The 22,576-nt window shown below is 60.6% G+C and carries 26 protein-coding genes; 8 read left to right on the plus strand and 18 right to left on the minus strand.

The window, feature by feature from the left end:
• Nucleotides 1-21: 21 nt before the first annotated feature.
• The 12 genes from FGU65_RS11030 to FGU65_RS11085 form a co-directional block, all read right to left on the minus strand.
• On the minus strand, nucleotides 22-777 hold the full coding sequence (locus FGU65_RS11030) for a metal-dependent hydrolase (RefSeq protein ID WP_301664525.1): 756 nt from the start codon (nucleotides 775-777) through the stop codon (nucleotides 22-24).
• Nucleotides 778-785: 8 nt separating this feature from the next.
• Nucleotides 786-1,583, minus strand: coding sequence for a nitrilase-related carbon-nitrogen hydrolase (locus FGU65_RS11035; protein WP_301664526.1), 798 nt, complete (start codon nucleotides 1,581-1,583; stop codon nucleotides 786-788).
• Complete coding sequence (locus FGU65_RS11040; protein ID WP_301664527.1) at nucleotides 1,580-1,789, minus strand: hypothetical protein; 210 nt, start codon at nucleotides 1,787-1,789, stop codon at nucleotides 1,580-1,582. The genes FGU65_RS11035 and FGU65_RS11040 overlap by 4 nt, the downstream gene beginning before the upstream one ends.
• Before the next feature lie 4 nt (nucleotides 1,790-1,793).
• Nucleotides 1,794-2,444 carry a MarC family protein gene (locus FGU65_RS11045; RefSeq protein WP_301664528.1) on the minus strand — a complete coding sequence of 217 codons (651 nt, stop codon included), beginning with the start codon at nucleotides 2,442-2,444 and terminating at the stop codon, nucleotides 1,794-1,796.
• A gap of 344 nt (nucleotides 2,445-2,788) precedes the next feature.
• The gene (gene ndk / locus FGU65_RS11050) at nucleotides 2,789-3,238 is read right to left on the minus strand and encodes a nucleoside-diphosphate kinase (protein ID WP_301664529.1); all 450 of its coding nucleotides are present in this window, start codon (nucleotides 3,236-3,238) and stop codon (nucleotides 2,789-2,791) included.
• Between the two features lie 7 nt (nucleotides 3,239-3,245).
• A complete protein-coding gene (locus tag FGU65_RS11055; RefSeq protein ID WP_301664530.1) occupies nucleotides 3,246-3,437 on the minus strand; it encodes a 50S ribosomal protein L24e in 192 nt (63 codons plus the stop codon).
• Between the two features lie 5 nt (nucleotides 3,438-3,442).
• On the minus strand, nucleotides 3,443-3,652 hold the full coding sequence (locus FGU65_RS11060; protein ID WP_301664531.1) for a 30S ribosomal protein S28e: 210 nt from the start codon (nucleotides 3,650-3,652) through the stop codon (nucleotides 3,443-3,445).
• Nucleotides 3,653-3,663: 11 nt separating this feature from the next.
• Nucleotides 3,664-4,032 (minus strand): 50S ribosomal protein L7Ae, encoded by a 369-nt coding sequence (gene rpl7ae, locus FGU65_RS11065; RefSeq protein WP_301664532.1) that lies wholly within the window; start codon nucleotides 4,030-4,032, stop codon nucleotides 3,664-3,666.
• A gap of 162 nt (nucleotides 4,033-4,194) precedes the next feature.
• Nucleotides 4,195-6,198: a DUF2298 domain-containing protein gene (locus FGU65_RS11070; protein ID WP_301664533.1), complete on the minus strand. Its 2,004-nt coding sequence runs from the start codon at nucleotides 6,196-6,198 to the stop codon at nucleotides 4,195-4,197.
• Entirely contained in the window at nucleotides 6,191-7,162 is a 972-nt protein-coding gene (locus FGU65_RS11075; RefSeq protein ID WP_301664534.1) for a lysylphosphatidylglycerol synthase transmembrane domain-containing protein, read from the minus strand. Before FGU65_RS11075 ends, FGU65_RS11070 begins: the two co-directional genes overlap by 8 nt.
• Nucleotides 7,146-7,865, minus strand: a complete 720-nt coding sequence (locus FGU65_RS11080) for a dolichyl-phosphate beta-glucosyltransferase (RefSeq protein WP_301664535.1) — start codon at nucleotides 7,863-7,865, stop codon at nucleotides 7,146-7,148. The genes FGU65_RS11075 and FGU65_RS11080 overlap by 17 nt, the downstream gene beginning before the upstream one ends.
• Nucleotides 7,862-9,091: an NAD(P)/FAD-dependent oxidoreductase gene (locus FGU65_RS11085; protein ID WP_301664536.1), complete on the minus strand. Its 1,230-nt coding sequence runs from the start codon at nucleotides 9,089-9,091 to the stop codon at nucleotides 7,862-7,864. Before FGU65_RS11085 ends, FGU65_RS11080 begins: the two co-directional genes overlap by 4 nt.
• A gap of 114 nt (nucleotides 9,092-9,205) precedes the next feature.
• Here FGU65_RS11085 and FGU65_RS11090 point away from each other — a divergent pair, with 114 nt between their 5' ends.
• Nucleotides 9,206-10,372: a tubulin/FtsZ family protein gene (locus FGU65_RS11090; protein ID WP_301664537.1), complete on the plus strand. Its 1,167-nt coding sequence runs from the start codon at nucleotides 9,206-9,208 to the stop codon at nucleotides 10,370-10,372.
• Nucleotides 10,373-10,382: 10 nt separating this feature from the next.
• Nucleotides 10,383-11,480: a hypothetical protein gene (locus FGU65_RS11095; RefSeq protein ID WP_301664538.1), complete on the plus strand. Its 1,098-nt coding sequence runs from the start codon at nucleotides 10,383-10,385 to the stop codon at nucleotides 11,478-11,480.
• 1,125 nt (nucleotides 11,481-12,605) lie between these two features.
• Here the strand turns inward: FGU65_RS11095 and FGU65_RS11100 are convergent.
• From FGU65_RS11100 to tuf, 3 genes are read right to left on the minus strand one after another with little or no spacing between them, the layout of a single operon-like run.
• Nucleotides 12,606-14,210: a flippase activity-associated protein Agl23 gene (locus tag FGU65_RS11100; RefSeq protein WP_301664539.1), complete on the minus strand. Its 1,605-nt coding sequence runs from the start codon at nucleotides 14,208-14,210 to the stop codon at nucleotides 12,606-12,608.
• A gap of 12 nt (nucleotides 14,211-14,222) precedes the next feature.
• Nucleotides 14,223-14,531 (minus strand): 30S ribosomal protein S10, encoded by a 309-nt coding sequence (gene rpsJ, locus FGU65_RS11105; protein WP_128693589.1) that lies wholly within the window; start codon nucleotides 14,529-14,531, stop codon nucleotides 14,223-14,225.
• A 30-nt stretch (nucleotides 14,532-14,561) separates the two neighbouring features.
• Nucleotides 14,562-15,839, minus strand: a complete 1,278-nt coding sequence (gene tuf, locus FGU65_RS11110) for a translation elongation factor EF-1 subunit alpha (RefSeq protein ID WP_301664540.1) — start codon at nucleotides 15,837-15,839, stop codon at nucleotides 14,562-14,564.
• Between the two features lie 177 nt (nucleotides 15,840-16,016).
• Between tuf and FGU65_RS11115 the strand changes: the two genes are divergently transcribed.
• Complete coding sequence (locus tag FGU65_RS11115) at nucleotides 16,017-16,319, plus strand: hypothetical protein (protein WP_301664541.1); 303 nt, start codon at nucleotides 16,017-16,019, stop codon at nucleotides 16,317-16,319.
• A gap of 33 nt (nucleotides 16,320-16,352) precedes the next feature.
• Here the strand turns inward: FGU65_RS11115 and FGU65_RS11120 are convergent, their stop codons facing one another.
• Genes FGU65_RS11120 through FGU65_RS11130 form a run of 3 tightly spaced genes read right to left on the minus strand, consistent with a single transcriptional unit; the run spans nucleotide 16,353 to nucleotide 18,422 of the window.
• Nucleotides 16,353-17,240, minus strand: coding sequence for a ferredoxin-like domain-containing protein (locus FGU65_RS11120; protein ID WP_301664542.1), 888 nt, complete (start codon nucleotides 17,238-17,240; stop codon nucleotides 16,353-16,355).
• Between the two features lie 40 nt (nucleotides 17,241-17,280).
• The gene (gene cobS / locus FGU65_RS11125) at nucleotides 17,281-17,997 is read right to left on the minus strand and encodes an adenosylcobinamide-GDP ribazoletransferase (protein WP_367652383.1); all 717 of its coding nucleotides are present in this window, start codon (nucleotides 17,995-17,997) and stop codon (nucleotides 17,281-17,283) included.
• Nucleotides 17,988-18,422 carry a phosphatidylglycerophosphatase A gene (locus FGU65_RS11130; protein WP_301664545.1) on the minus strand — a complete coding sequence of 145 codons (435 nt, stop codon included), beginning with the start codon at nucleotides 18,420-18,422 and terminating at the stop codon, nucleotides 17,988-17,990. The genes cobS and FGU65_RS11130 overlap by 10 nt, the downstream gene beginning before the upstream one ends.
• A 110-nt stretch (nucleotides 18,423-18,532) precedes the next feature.
• On the opposite strand from FGU65_RS11130, the gene cobT reads away from it, so the two are divergent.
• From cobT to FGU65_RS11155, 5 genes are all read left to right on the plus strand, one after another.
• A complete protein-coding gene (gene cobT, locus FGU65_RS11135) occupies nucleotides 18,533-19,543 on the plus strand; it encodes a nicotinate mononucleotide-dependent phosphoribosyltransferase CobT (protein ID WP_301664546.1) in 1,011 nt (336 codons plus the stop codon).
• A gap of 39 nt (nucleotides 19,544-19,582) precedes the next feature.
• Nucleotides 19,583-20,137: a GMP synthase subunit A gene (locus tag FGU65_RS11140; protein ID WP_301664547.1), complete on the plus strand. Its 555-nt coding sequence runs from the start codon at nucleotides 19,583-19,585 to the stop codon at nucleotides 20,135-20,137.
• The gene (locus FGU65_RS11145) at nucleotides 20,125-20,667 is read left to right on the plus strand and encodes a YkgJ family cysteine cluster protein (RefSeq protein WP_301664548.1); all 543 of its coding nucleotides are present in this window, start codon (nucleotides 20,125-20,127) and stop codon (nucleotides 20,665-20,667) included. The genes FGU65_RS11140 and FGU65_RS11145 overlap by 13 nt, the downstream gene beginning before the upstream one ends.
• The gene (locus FGU65_RS11150) at nucleotides 20,660-21,856 is read left to right on the plus strand and encodes a TraB/GumN family protein (RefSeq protein ID WP_301664549.1); all 1,197 of its coding nucleotides are present in this window, start codon (nucleotides 20,660-20,662) and stop codon (nucleotides 21,854-21,856) included. The genes FGU65_RS11145 and FGU65_RS11150 overlap by 8 nt, the downstream gene beginning before the upstream one ends.
• Before the next feature lie 77 nt (nucleotides 21,857-21,933).
• Entirely contained in the window at nucleotides 21,934-22,461 is a 528-nt protein-coding gene (locus FGU65_RS11155) for a nitroreductase family protein (protein WP_301664550.1), read from the plus strand.
• Nucleotides 22,462-22,576: the final 115 nt, after the last annotated feature.

Raw genomic sequence — 22,576 nt, forward strand, 5'->3', positions numbered from 1 at the left:
CCCGTCTGTATCTAATGCTGATCAGGCGGTTTCCCGCTCCCCGCCGTACCGGACGCGTGCGGCGGCCAGGAAGAGCAGCCACAGGAGCATGAGCCCTGCGGCGGCGGTGAGTGTCAGGTGTTCGGGCCGGACGAGATCCAGCAGCCCTGCAGCGATCGTCGCCGCCACGGTCAGGGCAAGGAGGACGGTAAATGCTCCCGGCCTGATATCGAAGTTGCTCGAGGTGCGGATCGTCCCGCAGGCACGCACGCGGCTGAAGGGGTAGAGCCAGGCGACGCCGGACGGGGTGCAGGTATCCTCCATAAGGTGGAAGAAACACCCGCAGAAGAACGCGATGCCGAAGGCGGGCAGCACCGGGAGCGGCTCCCACCCGACGTACGCGAAGAGCGCCCAGATGTAGGCGAGCAGTATGCCGGTGGTCAGGCAGATCCCGGTGATCGAATGGAGCAGGCCGCGGTGCTGGTGCCGGTAGCGCTTCCCGAAGATCGCCAGAAAAACCAGCGATAGCGGGTAGTAGATGAGATACCTGATGGTATACCCGAAGATCGGGAGAACGATGGCTGCAGTGTTGATGATCAGGCCGCGGACGCCCGAAACCCCGTGTATGCGGCTGTGAAAGATGGCGGCATCCTCAGCATCGGCGTCCGGAGCGAGAGCCCCGATGAATGCCCCGAGCAGGCTGACGAGGGTCAGCTCGATTCCAAGCGTCGGCACCTGGGGCACCAGGAGAACCCCGGCCGAGAAGAGGCTGATGCGTACATGTTCGACCCCCCGCATAGATCTCTCTATTTATTGACGAGCAATCTGTGATAAAGGTCACTTTTGCGGTCTTTGAGGGCCGGGATGCGACTGCGTGCCGCCCGGATCCGGTCCCGGTCGAGCTCGGTGAAGATCAGCCTCTCGTTCGTATCGCCGCGTGCAATGATAGAGCCGTCCGGATCAGCCGCGATAGATCCCCCGCAGGGCAGATCGGGTTCCTCTCCGCCGGCGGCGTTGATCCCGAGCACGTAACACTGGTTCTCGAGCGCTCTCGCCGTGACGAAGAGTTCGAAGTGCCGGAGCCTGCTGCACGGCCAGGCCGACGGGACGAGGATGCAGTCCGCTCCTGCATCTGCGTAGATCCGGAAGAGTTCGGGGAACCGCAGGTCGTAGCATACGGCAATGCCGAAGGTCATCCCGTCCACCGTGAACGTGGCGGTCTCCTCGCCCGGCGTACAGGAGCGGTCCTCCCCGCCGGGAGAGAAGAGGTGGATCTTTGCATACGTGGCAACGACCGTGCCTGCATCATCGATCGCGACGGCGGTGTTGCGGGGTTTTCCGCCCGTATGCTCCAGGAACGAGCCCAGAACGGCGATACCGTGATCGCGCGCCGTCCGGCGAAGAGCGGAGACGGTCGGCCCTTCCAGTCCTTCTCCGCTCCCTGACGGCACGTGCGGCGACCATCCGGTGGTGAACTGCTCCGGGAAGCAGACAAGCGCCGCTCCCGCGTCGGCGGCCCTGCCGGCAAGCACGTCCGCCCGGTGCAGGTTCTCGGCCGGTCTGTGGCCGAGGCCTGCCATCTGGGCGATGCCGATCGTCGTCATCGCTGTACCGGGGTTTTTTCGGACTCCCTGCTCCCCAGGATCAGGGCGATTGCCCCGATGACGACGAGGCCTGCCAGCACGACCATGATGTACTGTGCAAAGGGTATGGATATCTGGAAGATCATCGCTCCGATGATGATACCCCCGGCGATGATGCTGAGACTGGTGAGTATTGCCCCCTGTGTTGTCAGATCTGATGTATCCATGGTGTTATCCTCCTTTGAGCAGCGGGAAGGCTGTCTGGATGCCGAGTATGACGAACTGGACTGCAATCGCAATAAGCAGCATGCCCATCAGCCGGTTGATCGCCCTGTACTCCCGCTGCCCGATGTGTTTGGTAATGGAGTCGGCGTTCTTCATCATGTAGTACGTGATGAGAACCGATACGATGACGGAGAAAGGCACGATGAGCAGTGCGAGGGGGTTTGCGGCCATCGCTTCGTTCATCAGGACAATTGCGGTGGTGATGGCGCCGGGCCCCGTGATCATGGGGATGGCCAGCGGCATGACGGCGATGTCGTCCGCCTCCTGCCCTTCGTACTTCTCGGTTGCCGTCATCTTGGTACGGGATGTTTTGGCATAGACCATCTCCATCCCGATGCCGAAGAGCAGCAGCCCTCCGGCAATCCTGAACGCCTCGATGGTAATGCCGAAGAGTTGCAGGATCCAGCCCCCTGCGATGGTGAATACGAGGAGAACGATCAGGGCGAACCTGCTCGATTCCCATGCAATCCGGATTCTGCTCTCCCGGTCCATCGTATCGGTGAGTGAGACGTAGATCAGCGTGGCGGTGAGTGGATTGATGACGATGATCATCGAAGAAAAGCTTAAGAGCACAAAGCTCAGCAGATCATCCGCCATTATCCATACGTGCGGCAGATTTTGATAAAGGGTTTTTGGTTCCGCGAGGTCTCCTGCGGGAAAAACTGGGTGTCGGCGCAGCTCCCCGCCCGAATGCAGCGGCGTGCCGCATCTCTGCCTCCTGCCCCCTCTCCCCCGCATGCGATTGCTCCTGCGGTCACCGGATCGGGGGCGGCCGGAGAGGTACGGCTTCTCGCTTCACATACCGTCAATCGGACTGAGGAATCTCCCGTACCGTGAACAGACTCCGAGAGGTGTGATTGGTGCGGTGAGCAGGGACGTATATTCCCGGTCGGGATGAAAAATAGTGGAAACGTCCCGCCGGAGCGGGACTGACGATGCGCTTACTCGTAGAGTACGCTCTCGTCGATCCGGGTATAGTCGACCAGCTCGGCGGGGGTGAAGTGGATGCCGATCTCGCGGTCGGCGCTTGCCGGCGAGTCGGATGCGTGGATCACGTTCCGTCCGATATCCAGTGCGAGATCGCCGCGGATGGAGCCGGGCGCCGCCTCGGCGGGGTTCGTAGCGCCGACGATCGTGCGGACGATCGGCACCACGTTCCTGCCCTCCCAGACCATCAGGAAGCAGGGTCCGCTCATGATGTACTGCTTCAGGCCCGGAAAGAAGGGCTTTTCGAGGTGTTCGCGGTACTGGTCGGTGACGCGCTCCTCGGGGAGGAGCTCGAGCTTGGCGCCGACCATCTTGAGGCCTTTTGCCTCAAAGCGGGAGACGATATCTCCGACGAGGCCGCGCTGCACGCCGTCGGGTTTCACCATGACGAAGGTGCGATCCATCGCAGGGTCACTCCTTTCCGCGTGCCTTGCGGCCTGCTGCTGTCCACTCTACCCGGCGGGGCACCCTGCGGAGCGAGTAATTGCTCTGGCACTTGGCGCTGCAGAAGTAGAAGATCGTCCCGTCCCGGCGGACGTACATCTTGCCGGTGCCGGGTTCGAGCTGCTCGCCGCAGAAACTGCAGACATACGTTTCAACCATTCTCTTCACCGCCTCGAGAGTTTCTTGGCTTCGCGCTCGGTCTCGAGCAGCGAAAGGATGTCGCCTTCCCGGATCGGGCCGACCGTGTTGCGGGTGATGATACGCCCTTTATTCGGCCCGTCGAGGATGCGGCACTTCACCTGCTGTGCCTCACCGTGCATCCCGGTGATGCCGATGACCTCGATCACTTCTGCGGGCGTTCCGTCGATTGCCATAGTAAACTACCTCACTCTCTCAGTGCGCTGACCTGCTTGGCAATCTCTTCAACGAGTTCCTTTGCCTTGCCGGGTTTCACGATTGCAGCAGCCGCGGAACCGACGTCGAGGCCGCTGGCAGCGCCGATGTCGTTCTGCTTGCTGATGTAGATGTAGGGGATCTGCTTCTCGTCGCAGAGCGGCGGCAGGTGCATCACAATCTCTTCGGGCTCAACGTCTGCGCCGATGAGAACCAGCTGGGCAACGCTGCGCTCGATTGCCTTGGTGGCCTCGTTGGAGCCCTTCTTGACCTTGCCGGTATCTCTGGCGATCTCGAGGGCTTCGAGTGCTTTATTCTGGATCTCATCGGGAATCTCGAATTTCACGTATACTTTTGCCATAACTCACCTCATTCAGGAGCGTAACTCTCCGTCATCATTCATCAGCTGATGATCGAATGTAGCTGTATTATTTCAATGAGAAGAGGGATAAAGGTTTGTTATTGCCCGCATCCACGGGCACCGGAATTTCGCATGCACGCTTCCGGGACGGCGGCAGCCCCGTCAGATGACGAGCCGGTAGATGCTGACGCCCTGCTCGTCGTAGATCTTTTCGAGTCCCTCGTCCGGAAGAGAGACCTGATACTTCTCCCGCTCGGCATCGCCCACGTAGAGCAGCGTTGCGTTGTACTTTCGCATCAGCTCCGTCGCACGCGCGGGCTGCTCGTATATCGCCCTGACGTCCCCGGTCCGTTCATTGATGACCGCCCAGTCGTTGCGCCACATATACTCATGGAAGGGCATGCCGATGATCGTCGGAATCCCGGTGAACGAGGATATGCGCGAGTAGTAGGTGTAGTCTCCGCCTTCGGCCTCGACGATCTGCACGGCCCCGTCAAGCCCGCGCAGATATGCCACCGCCGCCGCGTCTCCGGGATGCGCCTCGTCGAGATAGGCGAGGCCGTCGAGCGTGTGGGAGCCGTAGCCGAAGTCGACGTTGATCGCGAACGGGGCGGCGAGCAGGAGCACCACGGCGATCGCCGGGATTGCCCGCCGCGAGCGCTCCGAAATCCTGTCCATGATTCCCGACGCATCCAGCCACCCGGCGACGATGGCGAAGCTCGCGGTGCCCATCAGGATCCAGGCCGGGATATAGAACTTGAAGATCGTGTTCATCCGGAAGTAGGTCTCGCCCATGTTGTCCTTGAGGTAGAGGATCTCGGTGATGAGGACGATTGCAAGACCGAGAACGGCGAGCACCTCCGTGACCGAGTGCCGGCGGCGGGCGATGAGGTACGTCAGCGGGACCGCGGCGATGGCGGCAGCGGTGTAGCCTACGAGCAGGATCGGCACCGCGGCGAGGAGCAGGTAGAGCGGCTTTTTGAAGATGTCGCGGACGCAGTAGGCGATCAGAACGGCAAGGAAGAAGCCGTGGACGAGGAGAAACTCGGACGGCACGGACGGCGTCTGCACAATCCCGATTCCGCCTATCCCGGCGCTCTGCAGCTGCAGGTAGTAGGGAAGGTAGAGCGCCACCGCGAGCGGCGGGACGGCGGCGAGCAGCATCCACGGCCGCTCCGCACCGAAGGGATCGCCGCGGTAGCGCCACAGGATGAGCAGGCCGAAGACGACGGTGATCGGTGCGTAGATCAGCACGTCCCATGTGTTGATCCCGGGCATCGAACCGAGGCTCACCGCCGCAAGGCCGCAGACGAGCCATCTCCCCCTCGCCGCAAGATCGCCCCACCGGAGGAGCGCGAAGACCAGGATAAAGAGCAGGAAGATCTGGTTGAAGATCCCGATGACGTGGGGATGCGTGTCGCCCCAGAGCATCGAGAAGATCGGGTACTCGTTGATGGTGTTCGTGATCGTCCGCGTGCTCTGCCAGAGAACGTCGAACCAGGTGCTGCCGATCAGGATCTGGTAGATCGCGGAGGGGTTCGGGATGAGGAGGACCAGAAGCGGAAGCCACCGGTGCCGCTCCAGGATCAGGTGCCCGAGCGCGTAGAGGGAGACGGCGGCAAGACCGAAGACCGTCGGGAGGATGAGGTTGAAGGTCACCGGCGACGGGACGGCGGTGACGATGCCGAATGCCCCGAAGATCCAGTAGCCGAGATAGTAATACATGCTCAAGGAGCCGCCCGAAAACCATGGGTCGAGCGGCGGCACCGTCGGATCGCGCATGATCGACGCGAGGAAGGCGTGGTCCATGAACTTCTCGGCGTACGAGATGGTCGGGTTGATGTAGCGCACCTCGAGCATGAAGAGGAACGGGATCAGAAAGACGAGATCCCACATCGCACCGCTCTTCAGCCGTTCCCGCGTATAAAATCCCCTGTAGCCGCCGTGCCCGAGCATTGCTGCGAAGGGGGCGAGGGCGAGCCATACCGGGAGGTGGGCAAGACCCAGGTACCAGGACGCGGCGCTGAAGAGCAGGATCGCCGCCGGGTACGCGGCGGCGGGCGCCAGGCGCCCGAACGTGCGGTCGAGGGCCGGCCATATCGCGAGCTGGAGGGTTTTTACCCCGATCAACCAGGCCAGGACAAACAGAATCTGCGCGTCACTCACCGAATGACTCCTCCACGGTGATCTCTTTGTGGAATGCCCTGCGCATGAGGGCCACCGACCAGTCGCCGAAGTAGTAGATGGATGCAACACCGCCGACCAGTGTGACCATGTTCTTGATCAGGTGGTCGACGACCGCAATCAGGGTCGCCGTTGCGGCCGCTGTTCCCGCAAGTTCGAAGGTGAGGGCGAGCGCGAGCTCGTAGGTGCCGACACCGCCGGGTGTGAGAGGGACGGCCTTGACCAGGTTCCCGACGACGATGGCGAGCACGATCACCGCAAAGGGGATGGTCTCCTGAAACATCAGCACGACGGCAACGCAGACCAGAACGTCGATGATCCAGATGAGGAGGGACGATATGCTGAGCACGGCGAGCGCTCTGGGGTGAAGCGACGCCGTCCGCACCTCGTCGAGCATCCGCAGGAGTATCCCGAGGTACTTGTTCTCGGAGCTGAGCCTGCCGGAGAAGAGGAGGAAGGCGAAAAATGCCCCTCCCACCGCGATCGGCAGCACAATGACGGTGATGAACCAGTCCGGCACGTTGAGGACGAACGGCAGTGCAAGCAGGCCGAGAACCGCCACCATCAGGACGTCGAAGATCCGCTCCACCACAATGGAGGAGAAGCCCTGCGAGTAGGTTGCATCGTCCTCGTGCTTGAGGATCAGCATCCGCACGAGGTCGCCGAGGCGCGCCGGAACCACAAGGTTCGCCGTCTGCGAGACAAAGATACAGGCGGTCGAGAACCCGAGGGTTTCATCGATATTGAGCCCCTGCAGAATGTAGCGGTATCGCGCTCCGCGCAGAACCCAGGCGGCCAGGCAGACGATGATGGCGAGGAAGAGGTAGGGGAGGACGATATGCTCGAGGGTGAGGAGGAGGTCGTCCCAGACCCGGTAGAACATGTAGGCGAGAATGCCGACTGCAATCAGGGTGGGGAGGACTATCGCGCTAATTCTTTTCAGCATGGAGCTGCCACCACAGGTGCAGAATCGCCGATCCCATCTCAAGGACATCTTTCGGCTTTACCGTCGTCCCCTCGCCCTGCCGCCAGCGGACCGGAAACTCGCTTATTCGGTATCCGTTTCGCTGTGCACGCACCAGCACCTCGGTGTCCCAGAACCAGTGGTTCGACTCGACCGACGGGAGCAGGGTGAGGAGGCGGGCGCGGTTGAATGCCTTGAACCCGCACTGGTGATCGTAGAGGTGGCTTTTGAGGATCGTCCGGACGAGCCGGTTGTATCCCCTGCTTGCGATCTCCCGGTCGCCGGTCCGGACGATGTTGCTCTCCGGAAGCAGACGGGAGCCGGTAGCGATATCGGCGCCGTCACGGATTGCCGCAATGAGCTCGGCGAGGTGCTGCATATCGGTGGCGAGGTCGACGTCGTAGTAGCAGACGATCGGCCCGTGCGCCCCGGCAAAGGCGCGGGCGAGTGCTTTCCCCCGTCCGAGCCGCTCGTCGCCGTGCATGAGCCTGACGCGCGGATCGCTCTCTGCACATTCCCTGACGAACTCTGCACTTCCGTCGCTGCTGCCGTCTTCGGCGACGATCAGTTCGAACCTGCCCGGCGCGATCGCTTCCAGATGTTCGATCGACCGGGGAATGGCAATGGTGAGTGCCTCGCGGTCATTGTAGACGGGAAGGACGCTGCTGACTTCGATCTCGCTCATGATTCACGCTTCTCCATGCGCCTTGCGACCTCTTCGGCTGCTATCACCGACCCTTCCATGCTCCGTTCCGGGTAATTCGGAGGGCTGAACATGCCTGCCATGAAGAGTCCGTGCTGTTCATAAGCAGGGAGCCTGTCTGCAAATCCTGTCGTATAGATGGGGCCTGCGAACGGATCGACCGTCATCCGCGTCCAGCGGACTTCGCGCTCTTCGACACCGAATCGCCTGCAGAAATCCGTCAGCATCGTCTTTTCGAAGCCCCCGGGGAGGGTCCCGGTGAAGTAGGACGCAAGGTAGATGATGCAATCGCCATTGTACCACTCCTGCGGGGCGAAGTTTGCATGTGCGACCACGGCGCCGTATGGCGCAGGGTCTTTCATATTCAGCCAGTAAATACCTTTCGTAACATCCCGGTCGAGAGCAAGGGTTATACAGGCCGCACCCTGGTAGGGTACCGGTGCGATGGGCAGCCCTGCTATGCGTGCCGTCTCCTGCGGCGGTATGGTGGCGAGGACGCGGTCGTAGGGTATGCCGTTCACGAGCCACCCCGACCCCTGCCGTTCGATAGTCCCGGCCGGTGTGCCGGTGGAGACCGTGCAGCCTTTCTGCCGTATCTCCTCCTCCAGGCGGTCGATGAGGAGCTGAAATCCGCCTTTGAGATAGCCGAGCCGCTCTCCCCCCGCTCCCCGGTCCGACCTGATGGCGATGCGGGAGATGAGCCAGGCCGCCGAGACCTCGTCGCGGTGGTCTCCGAACTTGCTCCGCAGGAGCGGTTCGAAGAAGGATGCATAGATCCCCTGACCGAGGTGTTCGAGGATGAACTCCCGGGCGGTGATCGAGTCGAGCGAGGCTGCATCGAAGCGTTTCGACCTGAGAGTGAGCCATGCGAGCCGTGCTTTGTCGAGCATGGAGAGATAGGGGTACTGCAGGATCTCTTTCGGGGTGGTCAGCGGGTAGATGGTGCCGTCGGCGTAGTAGCCGGTGGTTCCGGCCAGCCATTCGAGGCGATCGCCGATACCGAGGTCATCCAGGAGAGCCATGAGACGGGTATCGCCGGCAAAGCAGTGGTGGTAGTACTGTTCGATCCGGTAGCCGTTGATATCGTATGATGCCAGACAGCCGCCGAGGTCAGGTCTGCTTTCGAGGAGGTCGACCTCTGCGCTCCCGGCCAGTCTCCGTGCAGCCACGAGCCCGCATAATCCTCCGCCAATCACGCAAATCTTCATGTTTCACCCTGGATGTATAAAACCATGAGAAGGTTTTTGAGGTATATAATATAAAACGTCTTTATACATAAACGTCAATATTACCTGTTAGCCGAATAGAGGGTGTGTAACCAGATGAGGGTCTTTTTCATAGGATTCGGTCAGGCCGGTGGCAAAATTGTCGATATGTTCATGGAACAGGACAAAAAGATGCCTACCCAGAGTTTCCGGGGAATCGCCGTAAATACGGCGCGGACTGACCTGATGGGTATTAAGAACATCGAGATGAAGGATCGTCTCCTGATCGGGCAGACCGTGGTGAAAGGGCACGGCGTCGGCACCGACAACGTCACCGGTGCCAGAGTGACGGCCGACGAGATCGACAGCATCATCAACGCAATCGACTCCCGGGGCACGCACGATGTCGATGCGTTCGTCATCGTTGCGGGTCTTGGCGGAGGTACCGGCTCCGGGGGATCGCCGGTGCTTGCCCGGCACCTCAAGCGGATCTACCGCGAGCCGGTCTATGCTATCGGCATCCTGCCGGCGCCTGAAGAGGGGCGGTTGTACTCGTATAACGCCGCGAGGAGCCTCAGCACCCTTGTGAACGAATCGGATAATACGTTCATCTTCGACAACAGTGCCTGGAAGAACGAGGGCGAAAGTGTCAAGGATGCATATGCCCGCGTGAACGACGAGATCGTGCGCCGGTTCGGGGTACTCTTCCGCGCAGGCGAGGTCGGCGTGGCCGGGGTCGGTGAGATGGTCGTTGATTCGAGCGAGATTATCAATACCCTGCGCGGCGGCGGCATCAGCAGCATCGGGTATGCCATCAGTGAGCGGATCAATCCGCGTGTCAAGCAGAAGCAGGGCTTCCTCGGCGGTTTCATGAAGAAGAAGGAGAAGTCCGAAGAGCTTTTAACCGGCGAGGATAAGTCTGCCAAGATCATCGCGCTCGTGCGGCGTGCCATGCTCGGACGCCTCACGCTGCCGTGCGACTACTCGTCTGCGGAGCGGGCGCTGGTGCTTCTGGCAGGCCCTCCCCAGGAGATGGATAGGAAAGGCGTTGAGAAGTCGAAGAGCTGGGTCGAGGAGAACATCGCCGGTGTTGAGGTACGCGGCGGCGACTACCCGGTAGCGAGCGACTACATTGCAGCGGTGGTCGTCCTTGCGACCATCGAAAACGCCCCGAGGATCAGCGAGCTTCTGGAGATAGCAAAGGCAACCAAAGAGGATGTGATTCGAGCGAAGGATAAGCGCTCGTCTATGTTTGACGAAGGTATCGAACCGTTATTCGAATGAGGTGACGCGTGTGAGAGGACTACATAGAGCAATTATTCTCCTGCTGGCACTCGTCTGTGTCGCGCAGGCAGCATCGGCATTTACTATCAAGACGGAGACGATCACCCCCGCCAGCGGTCCACTGGAGCCGGGGCAGCAGGTGACGGCCCACTACACGATCGACTATGCAATGCTTACCACTACGGGAAGCAATAGTGGTGACGATGAGGAATTTGTTTTCCACACCGAACTCCAGAATCCGGTCTGGAAGTTCACCATCTACCGTGACGGTGTCGCGATAACCTCGTTCACGCGGGGCGGCTTCGCCCCGAAGGTGACGGAGTTCGAGCTCGATTACGGGGGTAATGCCGAACTTGACCTCCAGTTCAGTGGAACCGTGCCGTCGACGACCACCGGCACGGTGGAGGTTATCAAGATTGAACATGTCAGGAGCAGCAACGTAGAGGATACGCACGTCGTTACCCGTGACGTCGTCAGCCAGGCGGATGTTCAGAACCAGCTCACGCTCCGTGAGAACCAGCTCGCTGACCTGAAGGCAAATATCGATCAGAGGGCTGCCGACGGCGTCGACGTCTCTGCCGCCCAGGCGAAGTACACCGAAGCGGCTCAGGCCATCGACAGCGCCAAGGTAGCAGGCGCAGCGCAGGCCGCAACGCTTCTTGCCACCGCCAAGACCAATATGGACGAAGCCACGACCCTGCTCGACAAGGCCTGGGCGGAGAAGGATGTCGGCGATGCTGCAGCAGTGATCAGCCAGGTGGACGAACTGATCACCTACTTCAAGGATAACCGCTCGATGGGCAGTGACGCGAGGGTCGTTGCCATCATCACCCAGCGGGAGAGCGCCGTGCAGTATTATACCACCGCCTCGGACGAACTCGGAAAGGCGAACTATGCTGCTGCCAGGACAAAGGCAGTCGATGCAGAGAATAAAGCAACCGAAGCGTACAACGACGCTACTGCCCTGCAGAAAGAGATCGGCGAAGGGTTTTCATTCAACTTCGGGAGCAGTCTCCTCTACATCGGTGCCGGCATCGTCCTGGTACTGATCGTCGTGGGCGCTGTTTTCGTCTATCGCAAACGCGGAAAGTGGGACGAACTCGGATAAATACGAAGACTCCCTCTATTCTTTTCTGAAATCTTTCCCGCGATCTGCACGGGGCGGCGATCGCGGTACTGCTCCGGGAAACATCCGGTCATCCTCGTGCAGGTGATCGCATGGGTTGTGTGCGTCCCCCTCCACGAAGGTTCTCGTATCGGTCTGGGATCCGAAACTGTCGGAGCAGATCCTGTCACCGTCCAGAGACGCAGGCATGGTACACCGGAACCAGAAAAACCGGAGCAACGATCGCCATCGGTCGAGCCGCTACCCTGCATTGCTTCAGTTCTGCTGAATCCGCTCTCATCTCCGGAGACCTCCTCCTCCGCCGATATGATGCGATTCTTCCGGCCGGCCGGCAGCATGGCTTTGTTCTGCTCCCTTCCCCAATAACGGCAACGGAAAAACCTCGTGGTGTTCCTCACGAGACCGTCTCCACAGTCCGTTCTCATCCCGGTGATACGTGCCGGCAACCCTCTTCGTGCATTGCGCTCTTCTAGAGCAGATCCCACAAGTATTCGTGGATGGGACGATCGATCTGGATCGGCGCATTCCTCTCGGGTATATCAGGAAAAAGGAGGTGCATCAGAGGCAGAACCTGCAAGCACGGAGACCCCCGGGGGTATCGCGTGGGGGGGAGGATGCGGGAGGGGGCAAGCCCCATATACGCTACCGTACCCTATGGGTGCACCGAAATTCCTGTTGCTATCGGCGGGGTCCAGGCACGTGATGAGATCCCATTTATTGCTCCGGATGGCCGCAATCCGGGGTATTCGGGGCACGGCTTTCCCCTGGGTATCGTCATGACTGCCCCCGCCCCGTGAGGGGCAGGGTTGATGAGGTCTGTGGATCTTCGCGGGAGACAGGGGGGGAGACCCCCACCCCGGGGGCGATAGTCGCCACGGTCCACGGCACGGGGAGACGCCCGGGAAAAAGGTCGTCCCCGGGCCAAGCCTCATCAGGGGAAAAACGCTTGGATCCCCTTACTTAAGGTTAGCGCTAATGGGGACAAGCCCCCTCCTGCCAGAGAGTATTGGGATAATCTCCCAATCAGAATGCCGCGAGAGGGGAGTCTTTGAGAAGACACCGCGGATGGCTATCCGAGCAGAACCAAAAAAAAGTGAGTGCGAGTGATCAGCCTGCAGCGTTCTCTGCAAGCCCGGGTTTTGTGAAGATCTCGAAGTTCATGCTCCCGAGTTTCCCGGTGCGGGTGACGTAGTACTCGGCCAGTCTGTCCTGGTTGTCATAGTACGAGAACCAGTAGTTGATCTTGTACGGTGTCTTCTCGTATCCGGTGAGTGCAGGATAGGTGTCCTGATCGTAGGTTATCACCATATCGAAGTTCTGTGAATAGATGGAGCCCTCGTCGATCTTGCCGCCGTAGTACTGGAGTTTCTGCGACGCATTCCCGCGGTAGTACCAGGGGAGCGGCCAGTAGTTCTCTGACGCGATGGCGACCCTGTCGGAGGCGTCGATCAGTGCCATCACCGTGCGGAGGTCTTCGGAGTTCTGCACCTGCACGATCGGTTCGTTGATGTCGGCGGGTGTGAACGCGACGTGCCAGGTCATGGTGATGAGGAAGACGCTCAGTGCGACGGCGACGATCGCTTTCCTCGTCGTCATCCGGTAGACGGCCACAAAGATCAGGGGGAGCAGCTGGTGCAGGATCAGCCACGGCACCTTCTCGCCGATATAGGCGTAGGCAGCGAGGGAGAGCACCAGCCAGTAGACGGAGAAGCGCATGAACTCGTCCTGCCGGTCGATGATGCGGGTGCCCGCCACTGCATCCAGGCTCTGGAGCTCTGGCCTTTCCGGGCGTCCGAGGCGCCGCCTGAGGCTCTGCACCAACCTGGCGGCGCGTCCGTCGCCTCCCAGAAATTGAACCGTGCCGAAGACCGCAAGAATAAAGATCGGCACCTCGTACAGGAGGAAGAGGATGATGTACATGAACGGCGGGCCGCCGAGCCGTTCCTGCTGGTGCATCGCGGTCCAGTGTTCGATGGCCCGGAGCCATCCGTCCGCGAGCACATCCGGGTGCGCTCCGAAGGAGGAGTAGAGGGCAGCCATAATGCCCACGGTGACGAGGCCGCCGAGGAGCAGATCGGTCTTCCACTTCCCCGGAAGTTCAAGCCGTCTGGTCGCGATCAGGTACAGGAGATACGACCCGAAGATCACGACGACGATCGGCATGTTCTCCTTGCTCGACATCCCGAGGCCTACCGCTGCGCCTGCAATGAGTGCGTACTTCGTCTCCCTCCGCTCAAAGTAGTAGAGGAGCGCGACGAGGAGCACCATCGTGAAGAATACGATGAATATGTCGTTTCTGAGGAACCGCGAGAAGTAGACCATATCCGGGGATACGGCGATGAAGAGCGCTGCTATGAGTGTCTGCTTCGTATCGAGGTACCCGAGTCTGTAGATCGGGTAGAGGAGCGGGATGAGCAGGAGCCCGAGGAGCGATGGGATGATCCGCCCGACGAGATCGGCGTCGCCGAGGAAGGAGAACATACCTGCTGTCGTATAGTAGAGCAGCGGCCCGTGGTACATGGGGTCATACGTGTACACCCCTTCGGTCAGCAGGCGATACGAAAACCACGCGTGAATAGCCTCATCGTGATGAAAGAGTTTTAAATCCAGCTGGTAGAACCGCAGGAACAGGGCAACCAGAAAAATCAGGAAAAAAAGTCTCTCGTATGAGAGCTGTCCACGGATCCTGTCGTAGAATCCAGCGGCCGTCACGCCGCTCTCACCTCAGCTTTCCAGGACGATCTCAATGCCGATGTCCTTGGGCACCTGAATCCGCATCAGCTGCCGGAGGGCGCGTTCATCAGCATCGATATCGATGAGTCTCTTGTGTACGCGCATCTGCCACCGATCCCAGGTGGCGGTGCCTTCGCCGTCGGGGCTCTTGCGGATGGGTACAACCAGTCGCTTCGTCGGCAGCGGGATTGGGCCTGCCAGATTGACGCCTGTGCGCTCTGCAATCTCTTTGATCCGATTGCATACCATCTCAATCTTCTCAAAGTCCGTTCCGGAAAGACGTATTCTGGCCTTTTGCATGATGTCCACCAAAAATATTGAGAGATTGGGTTATCTCATCTGCTTGGGGGTGATATCCATGCACATGCCTGCGGCGATCGTGGAGCCCATATCACGGACTGCAAACCGTCCGAGCTGGGGGATCTCCTTGACCTTCTCGATGACCAGGGGCCGGGTCGGCTTGATCTTGACGATTGCCGCATCGCCGGTCTTGAGGAAGGTGGGGTTCTCCTCCTTGACCTGACCGGTGCGTGGGTCGAGCTTCTTGACGAGCTCGATGAAGGTGCAGGCGATCTGTGCGGTGTGGCAGTGGAAGACCGGGGTGTAGCCGACGGTCAGTGCGCTCGGGTGGTGGAGCACCACAATCTGAGCGGTGAACTCGTCTGCTACGGTCGGGGGCACGTCGGCCGGGCCGCAGACATCGCCGCGGCGGATGTCGCCCTTGCCGATACCACGGACGTTGAAACCGACGTTGTCGCCGGGGAGTGCCTCGGGCTGCTCCTCGTGGTGCATCTCGATGGTCTTGACCTCACCCTCCTTGTTTGCGGGCATGAAGTTGACCTTCATGCCCTTCTTCATGATACCGGTCTCGATACGGCCGACGGGCACGGTTCCGATACCGGAGATGGAGTAGACATCCTGGATGGGGAGACGCAGGGGGAGGTTGGTGGGCTTCTCAGGCTCGGTGAGCGCGTTGAGTGCCTCAAGGATCGTGACACCCTTGTACCAGGGGGTGTTCTCGCTCTTCTTGGAGATGTTGTCGCCCTGGAACGCGCTCATCGGGATGAAGGGGACGTTTGCCGGGTTGTATCCTACCATCTTGATGAGCTGAGTAAGCTGCTCCTTGACTTCGTTGTAGCGCTTCTCGTCGTATTTGGCGGCGTCCATCTTGTTGATGCCTATGATCAGCTGGGTGATGCCGAGCGTACGTGCCAGGAAGACGTGCTCCTTGGTCTGCTCCATCACGCCGTCGGGTGCGGCGACGACGAGCAGTGCGGCGTCTGCCTGGGATGCTCCGGTGATCATGTTCTTGACGAAGTCACGGTGTCCGGGGCAGTCCACGATGGTGAAGTAGTACTTGTCGGTGTCGAACCTCTTGTGGGCGATATCGATGGTGATACCACGCTCACGCTCCTCCTTGAGGTTGTCCATGACCCATGCAAACTCGAAGGAGCCCTTACCCTTGGACTCAGCCTCTTTCCGGTAGTTCTCAATGATGTGGGGCGGTACCGCTCCCGTCTCAAACAGCAGCCGACCGACGCTCGTCGACTTTCCATGGTCAATGTGGCCAATAACTGCCAGGTTAATGTGCGGCTTCTCAGTTGCCATAATGTATCCTCCACTCAAGATAGGTCTGTCAGCTCGAACAGCCTGCTTAATCGAGTATCTTATACGTAGGACGTTCTGGATATAAAGCATTTCCATCAGCACAACGGGGGTGCAATTTCAAAAAAGTCTGTATAATCGACAGAATCTTATTCTTCCGAGATGTACGTTCTTATTGCGATGAAGGTACTTGAATTTCACCGGGATGAGCAGCGGGACCGTGCTACGGTAACGTGCGCAGGCAGGGAAGTGTCGGTACACTCTCACTGCGGGTACTGCCGGCACTGTAAGGGTGTTCGTGTCGGCGGCAGGACGATACCGACGCCGCAGCAGCAGGCGGTCTCGGGTGTGAAGCAGGGGATGAGCCCGGACGAGAACCTGCTCAATGCCGCCGTCATGTTCAACACCCTGGTCAGGGACGGGTCGGCGATCGAGTGCAGCGACGATGAAAACGCCGGATTCAGCTCGTTATACCGATACTGATTCCGGAGAAAGGCGACGCGGGAGTGGCTAGTTCTATTCCCGAACAGCGCCTTCTCCCGGTGCGATGCCGAACTCCTTTTGGATCTCGTCTCTGAATTTGTCAAATCCGATCTCGTCGAGCTGATCGCCGAGCAGCCTGTTGCTCCAGGCGCTCCGGTAGACCCAGTAAACTATCCTGTCGACGACCTCGACGACCTGTTCCTCGGTCTCCACCTCGATGAGGTTGCGCCCCGTTCGGGGCTCGGCGCCGCGCCGCCCGCCGACGACGATCTGGTAGTGGGCAAACTCCGATTTCAGCAGTTCATAGGGACAGGAGTGGATACAGATGCCGCACTGTACGCACTTGCTCTCGTCAAGCACCGAAACACCGTTTTTGAGAGCAATGGCGCACTCACGGCAGTACTCGACACAGGTGCCGCAACCGGTGCAGAGCCCCTCGATGCGAAGCGGTCGGATCCTGCCGATAATCCCGATCTCGTTTAAGAGAGGGCTGCTGCACATGTAAGTACACCCGGAGATGGAGATGCGGATTTTTGTCGGCACTCGTTTTCCGAATACCCGCTCGTCGATCTTCCGTGCAAGGTTGATCGTCTCGATGTTGGCGTACTTGCAGCGCTCTGTTCCCGGGCAAGCCATGATGTTGACGATCTCGTCACGCTCGGCACCGATCGGCGTCCCGTTCTCTTGCAGCGCGCTGCTCGCATCCTCCAGGCGGTCCGGGTCGACGTGCGGAATCTCGACGGTCTGGCGCATCGTTATGTGGACCGTACCGTCGCCGAACTCTGCAGCGATCCGCGCAAGACCGCTGAGCTGTTCTGCCAACAGAACTCCCGCCGGAATGCGAAGCCGGATGGTTGCAAAATCTGCGTCCCGCTCGGTTATGACTCCTCCCTTTGCGTGGAGACCGAATTCATGCATCATCGTTAGCAGTACTAACTGCTACCTGCATACAAAAAGGTGTTCATAGAAGCGCCAGGAGCACGAGCACTCCGGCGCGGGTGATCTCATGGGTGGCGCCGACGACGTCGCCGTTCACGCCCCCGAAGAGGTGCCGGCCAAGGAGCAGCATGGCGACGACGATCGCACCCGTGGCTGCGATGGCCGCTCCGGGCGTGGCGGGCGGCAGCGGCAGGAGGAGCAGCGGCAGTGCGAGAACGGCGGCAAAGACGAGGAACGACCGCCGGGCGAACCCGTGCAGGTAACTGTGGATGCCCGTCCGGAACGGCGTACCGAGAACCGTCATCCACGCCATCGCAAGCTTGGCGCAGACCTCGGCAATCAGGATGGCAGCCCAGATCGGCGTCGCCGTCTGCAGCCCGGCAAAGGCGAGGAGCGTGACCACAATTCCTGCGGCCACGGCACCGGCGCCGGTATTCCGGTCGGTCATCGCCCCGATCCTTTTATCGCTGCTCCCGTGCGCCATCAGGCCGTCGCCGAGGTCGAGCAGCCCGTCGAAATGGTTTGCCCCCGAGAGGATGAGCACGGCGGCGAGAGCCACTGCCGCTCCCAGCGCCGGCGAGGTGATCGGGAAGACGAGCAGCGCCGCGATGCCGCCGGTGACATAACCGGCAAGCGGGTAGAGGTACGACCGCCTGGCGAACTGCTCGAAGTCTGCGGCCTGCCCCAGCGGGAGTGTCGTGCAGAACTGCAGGAGGGCGAGGATCGGTTTCACATGCATTCACTGTAGAGGCGCGAGGTACACCCGGCGATCAGTCCGGCGACGGCGTCGTCAAGGAACGGGCCAAGCGTTGCGAGAATTCCCGGTTTTTTCTGGTCGTACCGGGTGAACTCGAAGCGTGCATACGTCCCTCCGATCACTTCGGCGATCGCCATGCCGATGATCTCGTCGGAGAGCAGGAAGACCGGGTCGTCCGCGATCTCGGAGTTCTGCCGTTTCCAGTAGAGCTCCTCCTCCAGCAGAAGCGCTCCGAGGAGCAGGGAGGAGACGTTCGGGTCGTCCAGGGCTTTTGTGATCTTCTCGTGGAGCCTGACGGCCGCAGCATCGGCATCGAGGCCATGCGGCACATAGAGCTCCATGGCGGAAGCGACGACCGCGTCAAGCCCGATCCCTTTCTCGAGCAGCCTGCGCTCAATCTCAAACATACTCACCAGTGTTGATGAGCAGGCTATTTGCTCGTTTGCATTTGTGCGAGGGCGCGTTTGGCATGGCAACCCTCTTGTAGCGCGGATAGATACACTGTTAGTGATACGCTATGCCGTTTCTCTCGGAAACTCCTGATATCACGACAAAAAACCCGCTGATGGCGCTGGTCATCGGCAACACGATGCTCTCCACGATCCCCGGGGTCTCGGGGGCCGGCCCGAGTCCGGAGAAGACGCTGCTGACCCCGAATCTCGATGCCGAACTGGTAGCAACCGGTGCCATCACCAGCGTGCCCGCCCGGCCGAACACCCCCACCGGCTGCCCGACGCCGGCGTCGATCACCCGCTCCATGATGGAACTGACCGGTCGTGCACCGCTCTTCATCAATGCAGGCCTCGTGCATCAGCCCGCCGTCCCCTGCCTGGACGTCTACGGCAGCCCCGGCGGCGACCCGCGGCGCGGGGATGCGGTGCCCCTGGCCGGGGACCTCTTCCGGCGCGGCGAGATGGTCGGCCGGCTGCTCTCGCAGTGCAGCGATCTCCTGGTGCTCGGGGAGTGTGTCCCGGGTGGGACGACGACCGCGCTCGCCGTCCTCCGGGCGCTCGGCTACGAAGCCAGCGTCAGCAGCAGTTACGTGGAAAATCCGGTGACGCTCAAAGAAGAGATCTGCCGCGAGGTGCTTGCCCGTATTGAGGCTGCGGGGGTGCACGAGCCGCTGGATATCCTGCGGCTTGCCGGGGATCCGATGATGGCGGTTGCCGCAGGCATTGCCAGCACGTACGGAGGCCGCGTTCTCCTCGCGGGCGGCACGCAGATGCTCGCCGTTGCGGCCGTCCTCAAGGAGCTCGGCCATGAGCCGCCGCACCTTGCGACGACGGTCTACGTCAGGGACGACCCCTCCGCGACCTTCGCCCGCACCGTCGGCGAGGTCGGCACGGTCGCCTACTACGTCGACCCGAACTTTGCCCATCTCGGCCACGTCGGCCTTGCCCGCTACTGTATCGGCGAGGTCAAGGAGGGGATGGGCGCGGGGGGTGCGATGGTGCTCGCCCACCTGATGGGTTTTACACCCGACGAGATTGCCCGGACGGTCTTCGACTTTGTCAGCGCATACTCCTGACAAAGGACTATTTACGTAAATACACGTACATGATCTGCAATGCTTCCCATCTATGTGGTCAATAATTACGGGCAGTTCAATCACCTGATACTCCGCTCGCTCCGTGATATGGATGTTGAGGCCACGATGATCTCCAACGAAACCGCGCCCGCCGAGGTGGCCGAAGGCTGCCGGGGCATCATCCTCGGCGGCGGCCCCATGATCGAACGCGCCGGGCGTGCTGCAGAATACCTCGGCCTCGGCATTCCTGTGCTCGGGATCTGCCTCGGGCTGCATATCATGGCTACCGGGCGGGGTGGAACCGTGGTCAAGGGGGCGAGCGGCGGTTACGGTGCGGTAGGCGTCGATCTCGTCTGCAAGAACGATCTCCTCGCCGGATACCCTGACCGCATCCGTGTCTGGGCGTCGCACGCGGATGAGGTCTCGGTCATGCCCGGCGGGTTCACCCTGCTTGCCCGTTCGAATATCTGCGGCGTTGAGGCGATGGCCGATCTCGAGAACCGGCTCTACGGACTTCAGTGGCATCCGGAGGTCAGCCATACCGAGAACGGTCGCCTGGTCTTTGAAAACTTCGACCGCATATGCCGGGAATAGACGAACTGGCCGCCGCCGTCGGCCGGGCAGGGTTTTCCTGCACGGGGTGCAGCGAGTGCTGCCGGCAGGTCGCGGACGACTCAAACCTGGTGGTGGCAAGCCCGCCTGAGATCCGGGAGATCATGGCCGCTACCGGCATGGCCTGGGAGGATATCGCCGAGCCCTACCCCGACTTTATCGAAGACGAGAAGGGAAAGTGCTATACCTTTGCCTGGTGCATCAGACGCAGCAATGATGCCTGTATATTTCTTGAGGGCGGGCGCTGCACCATTTATACCCACCGCCCCTGGATCTGCCGGACGTATCCGTTTATGCTCGAGGGGGAGGAGCTGCTGATCAGTGAGTGCCCCGGGGTGGGCTCTCCCCTGTCGCCTGGGGAGGCACAAACGATTGCCCGCCTTCTGATATGGCGGCAGGCTGCCGAGCACCGGGAAGAGGAGTGCATCCGTGCACACTTTGCGCGGGACGCTCTCCCCGGCGGCCGGCGGACCGTCATCGATAGTGAAGGGGTGAAGGTGCTCGATGGCTGAGATCCGGATCGTGGGGACGGCGCACGTCTCGGCAAAGAGCGTGCAAGAGGTGCGGGACGCCATCGAAGAGTTCGAACCGGAGATCGTGGGAGTCGAACTCGATCCGGGGCGGTATGCATCGCTCCGGGAGGAGCTGGCCGAGCCCACAATCTCGGATATCCTGAAAGGTGGCAACTTCGCGCGGTTGATCGTCCAGTGGGTGCTTGCCTACCTCCAGCAGCGGATCGGTGCCGAGACCGGTGTCAAGCCGGGCGCCGAGATGCTGGCGGCCGTTGAGGAGGCCGAGGCGCATCAGAAACCGATAGCCCTGATCGATCGCGATATCCGTATCACCCTTACCCGGTTCTGGGGGCTGATGACGATCGTCGAGAAGATCAAGATGATCGTTGTCCTCATCGCATCCGTCATCGGCATCGGCGGCAAGGAGATCGACGTGGAGGCGCTGACCGAGCAGGATGTGGTGAGCGCGGCGCTTGAGGAGTTCCGGCATTTCTCGCCGCATGGTGCACAGGCGCTCATCGATGAACGGGATGCCTACCTCGCTCATCAGGTCATCTCGCTCTCGAAGCGCTACGACCGCGTTCTGGCGGTCGTCGGCGCCGGCCACGTCAAGGGTGTCGGCCGTTACCTCGAGGCGCCGGAGACGCTCCCACCGATGAGTTCTCTCATGGCCGACGTGAAGTCGTTCCCGTACGCAAAGGTCTTCGGTATCGGTGTGACGCTGCTCTTCCTCGTCCTGCTCGCCGCGATTGCCTTCTCCGGCGTCGGGCTCGACGTGCTCATGGAGGCGCTCCTCTACTGGGTCCTGATCAACGGCACTCTCGCTGCAGGGTTTACGCTTGTGGCGGGCGGCCATCCGCTCTCGGCCCTGACTGCGTTTGCGGTCTCCTGGATGACGTCTTTAAACCCGCTCATCGCCGCCGGCTGGTTCGCCGCTATTGTGGAGGCGAAGATCCGCAAGCCCACCGCCGGTGAGCTGCGGAAGATCATCGAAGCGGAGAACCTGACGGAGATGCGGAAGATCCCGCTCTTCCGGGTGGTGATGGTTGCGGCGCTTGCCAATGTCGGGAGCACGATCGGTACGTTCGCGTACTTTATCTTCATCTTCCCCTTCCTCGGGATCGATCCGAAGGTGGTCATCCTCCAGGGCTTCGAAAACATCATGCAGATGATCGGCGGCATCTTCTAATACTTCCTTTCCTCTCCGTCCATCTTCTCCTCCCTGTTTCCGAAGTTTTTTACCTGATGAATTCCCATCATCCAAACATGAGTCCGATTGGCGGAACCATGAATCTCGGTGTTACGGTGATTCGGAGCCGACACAGTGTCAGAAAATACAAAAACGACCCGGTAGAGGATAAGATCGTCACTGACGCTCTTGATTGCGCTCGTCTGGCTCCTACCGCCCGCAACGAACAGCCCTGGCTCTTCGGCACGGTGAAGGATCCGGAGACCTTGCAGAAGATCGCGGATATGGCGGATAACGGGAAGTTCATCGCCGATGCGCCGATCTGTTTCGCGGTCTTCGGGAAGCGGGATGCCAAGTACTACCTGGAGGACTGCTGTGCGGCGACGATGCAGCTGATGCTCGGGCTTCAGGCCTGGGGCGTCGGTTCGTGCTGGGTGGCCGGCGAGAAGAAGGAGTACGCCGATGATGTGCGCAGAATGCTGAACGTTCCGGATGAATATGTGCTGGTTTCGCTGATCCCGGCAGGATATCCGGCAGAGATAACGATTGCGAAGAAGAAGGTTCTTGACGACATCGTCTTCTCGGAACGATACGAAGAAAAGTAATCTCTCTGCCGATATCCTATTTTTCTCTTCTTTTCTGGCAGGACCGCATCCTGGCTGCAGTGCGCCGACATCTGTGGAGCGCCCCTCCCGCAGGTAGCGGACGGCGACGCACAGG

Origin of the sequence: Methanoculleus frigidifontis (assembly GCF_030464345.1) — an archaeon.
GTDB classification, from domain to species: Archaea; Halobacteriota; Methanomicrobia; order Methanomicrobiales; family Methanoculleaceae; genus Methanoculleus_A; species Methanoculleus_A frigidifontis.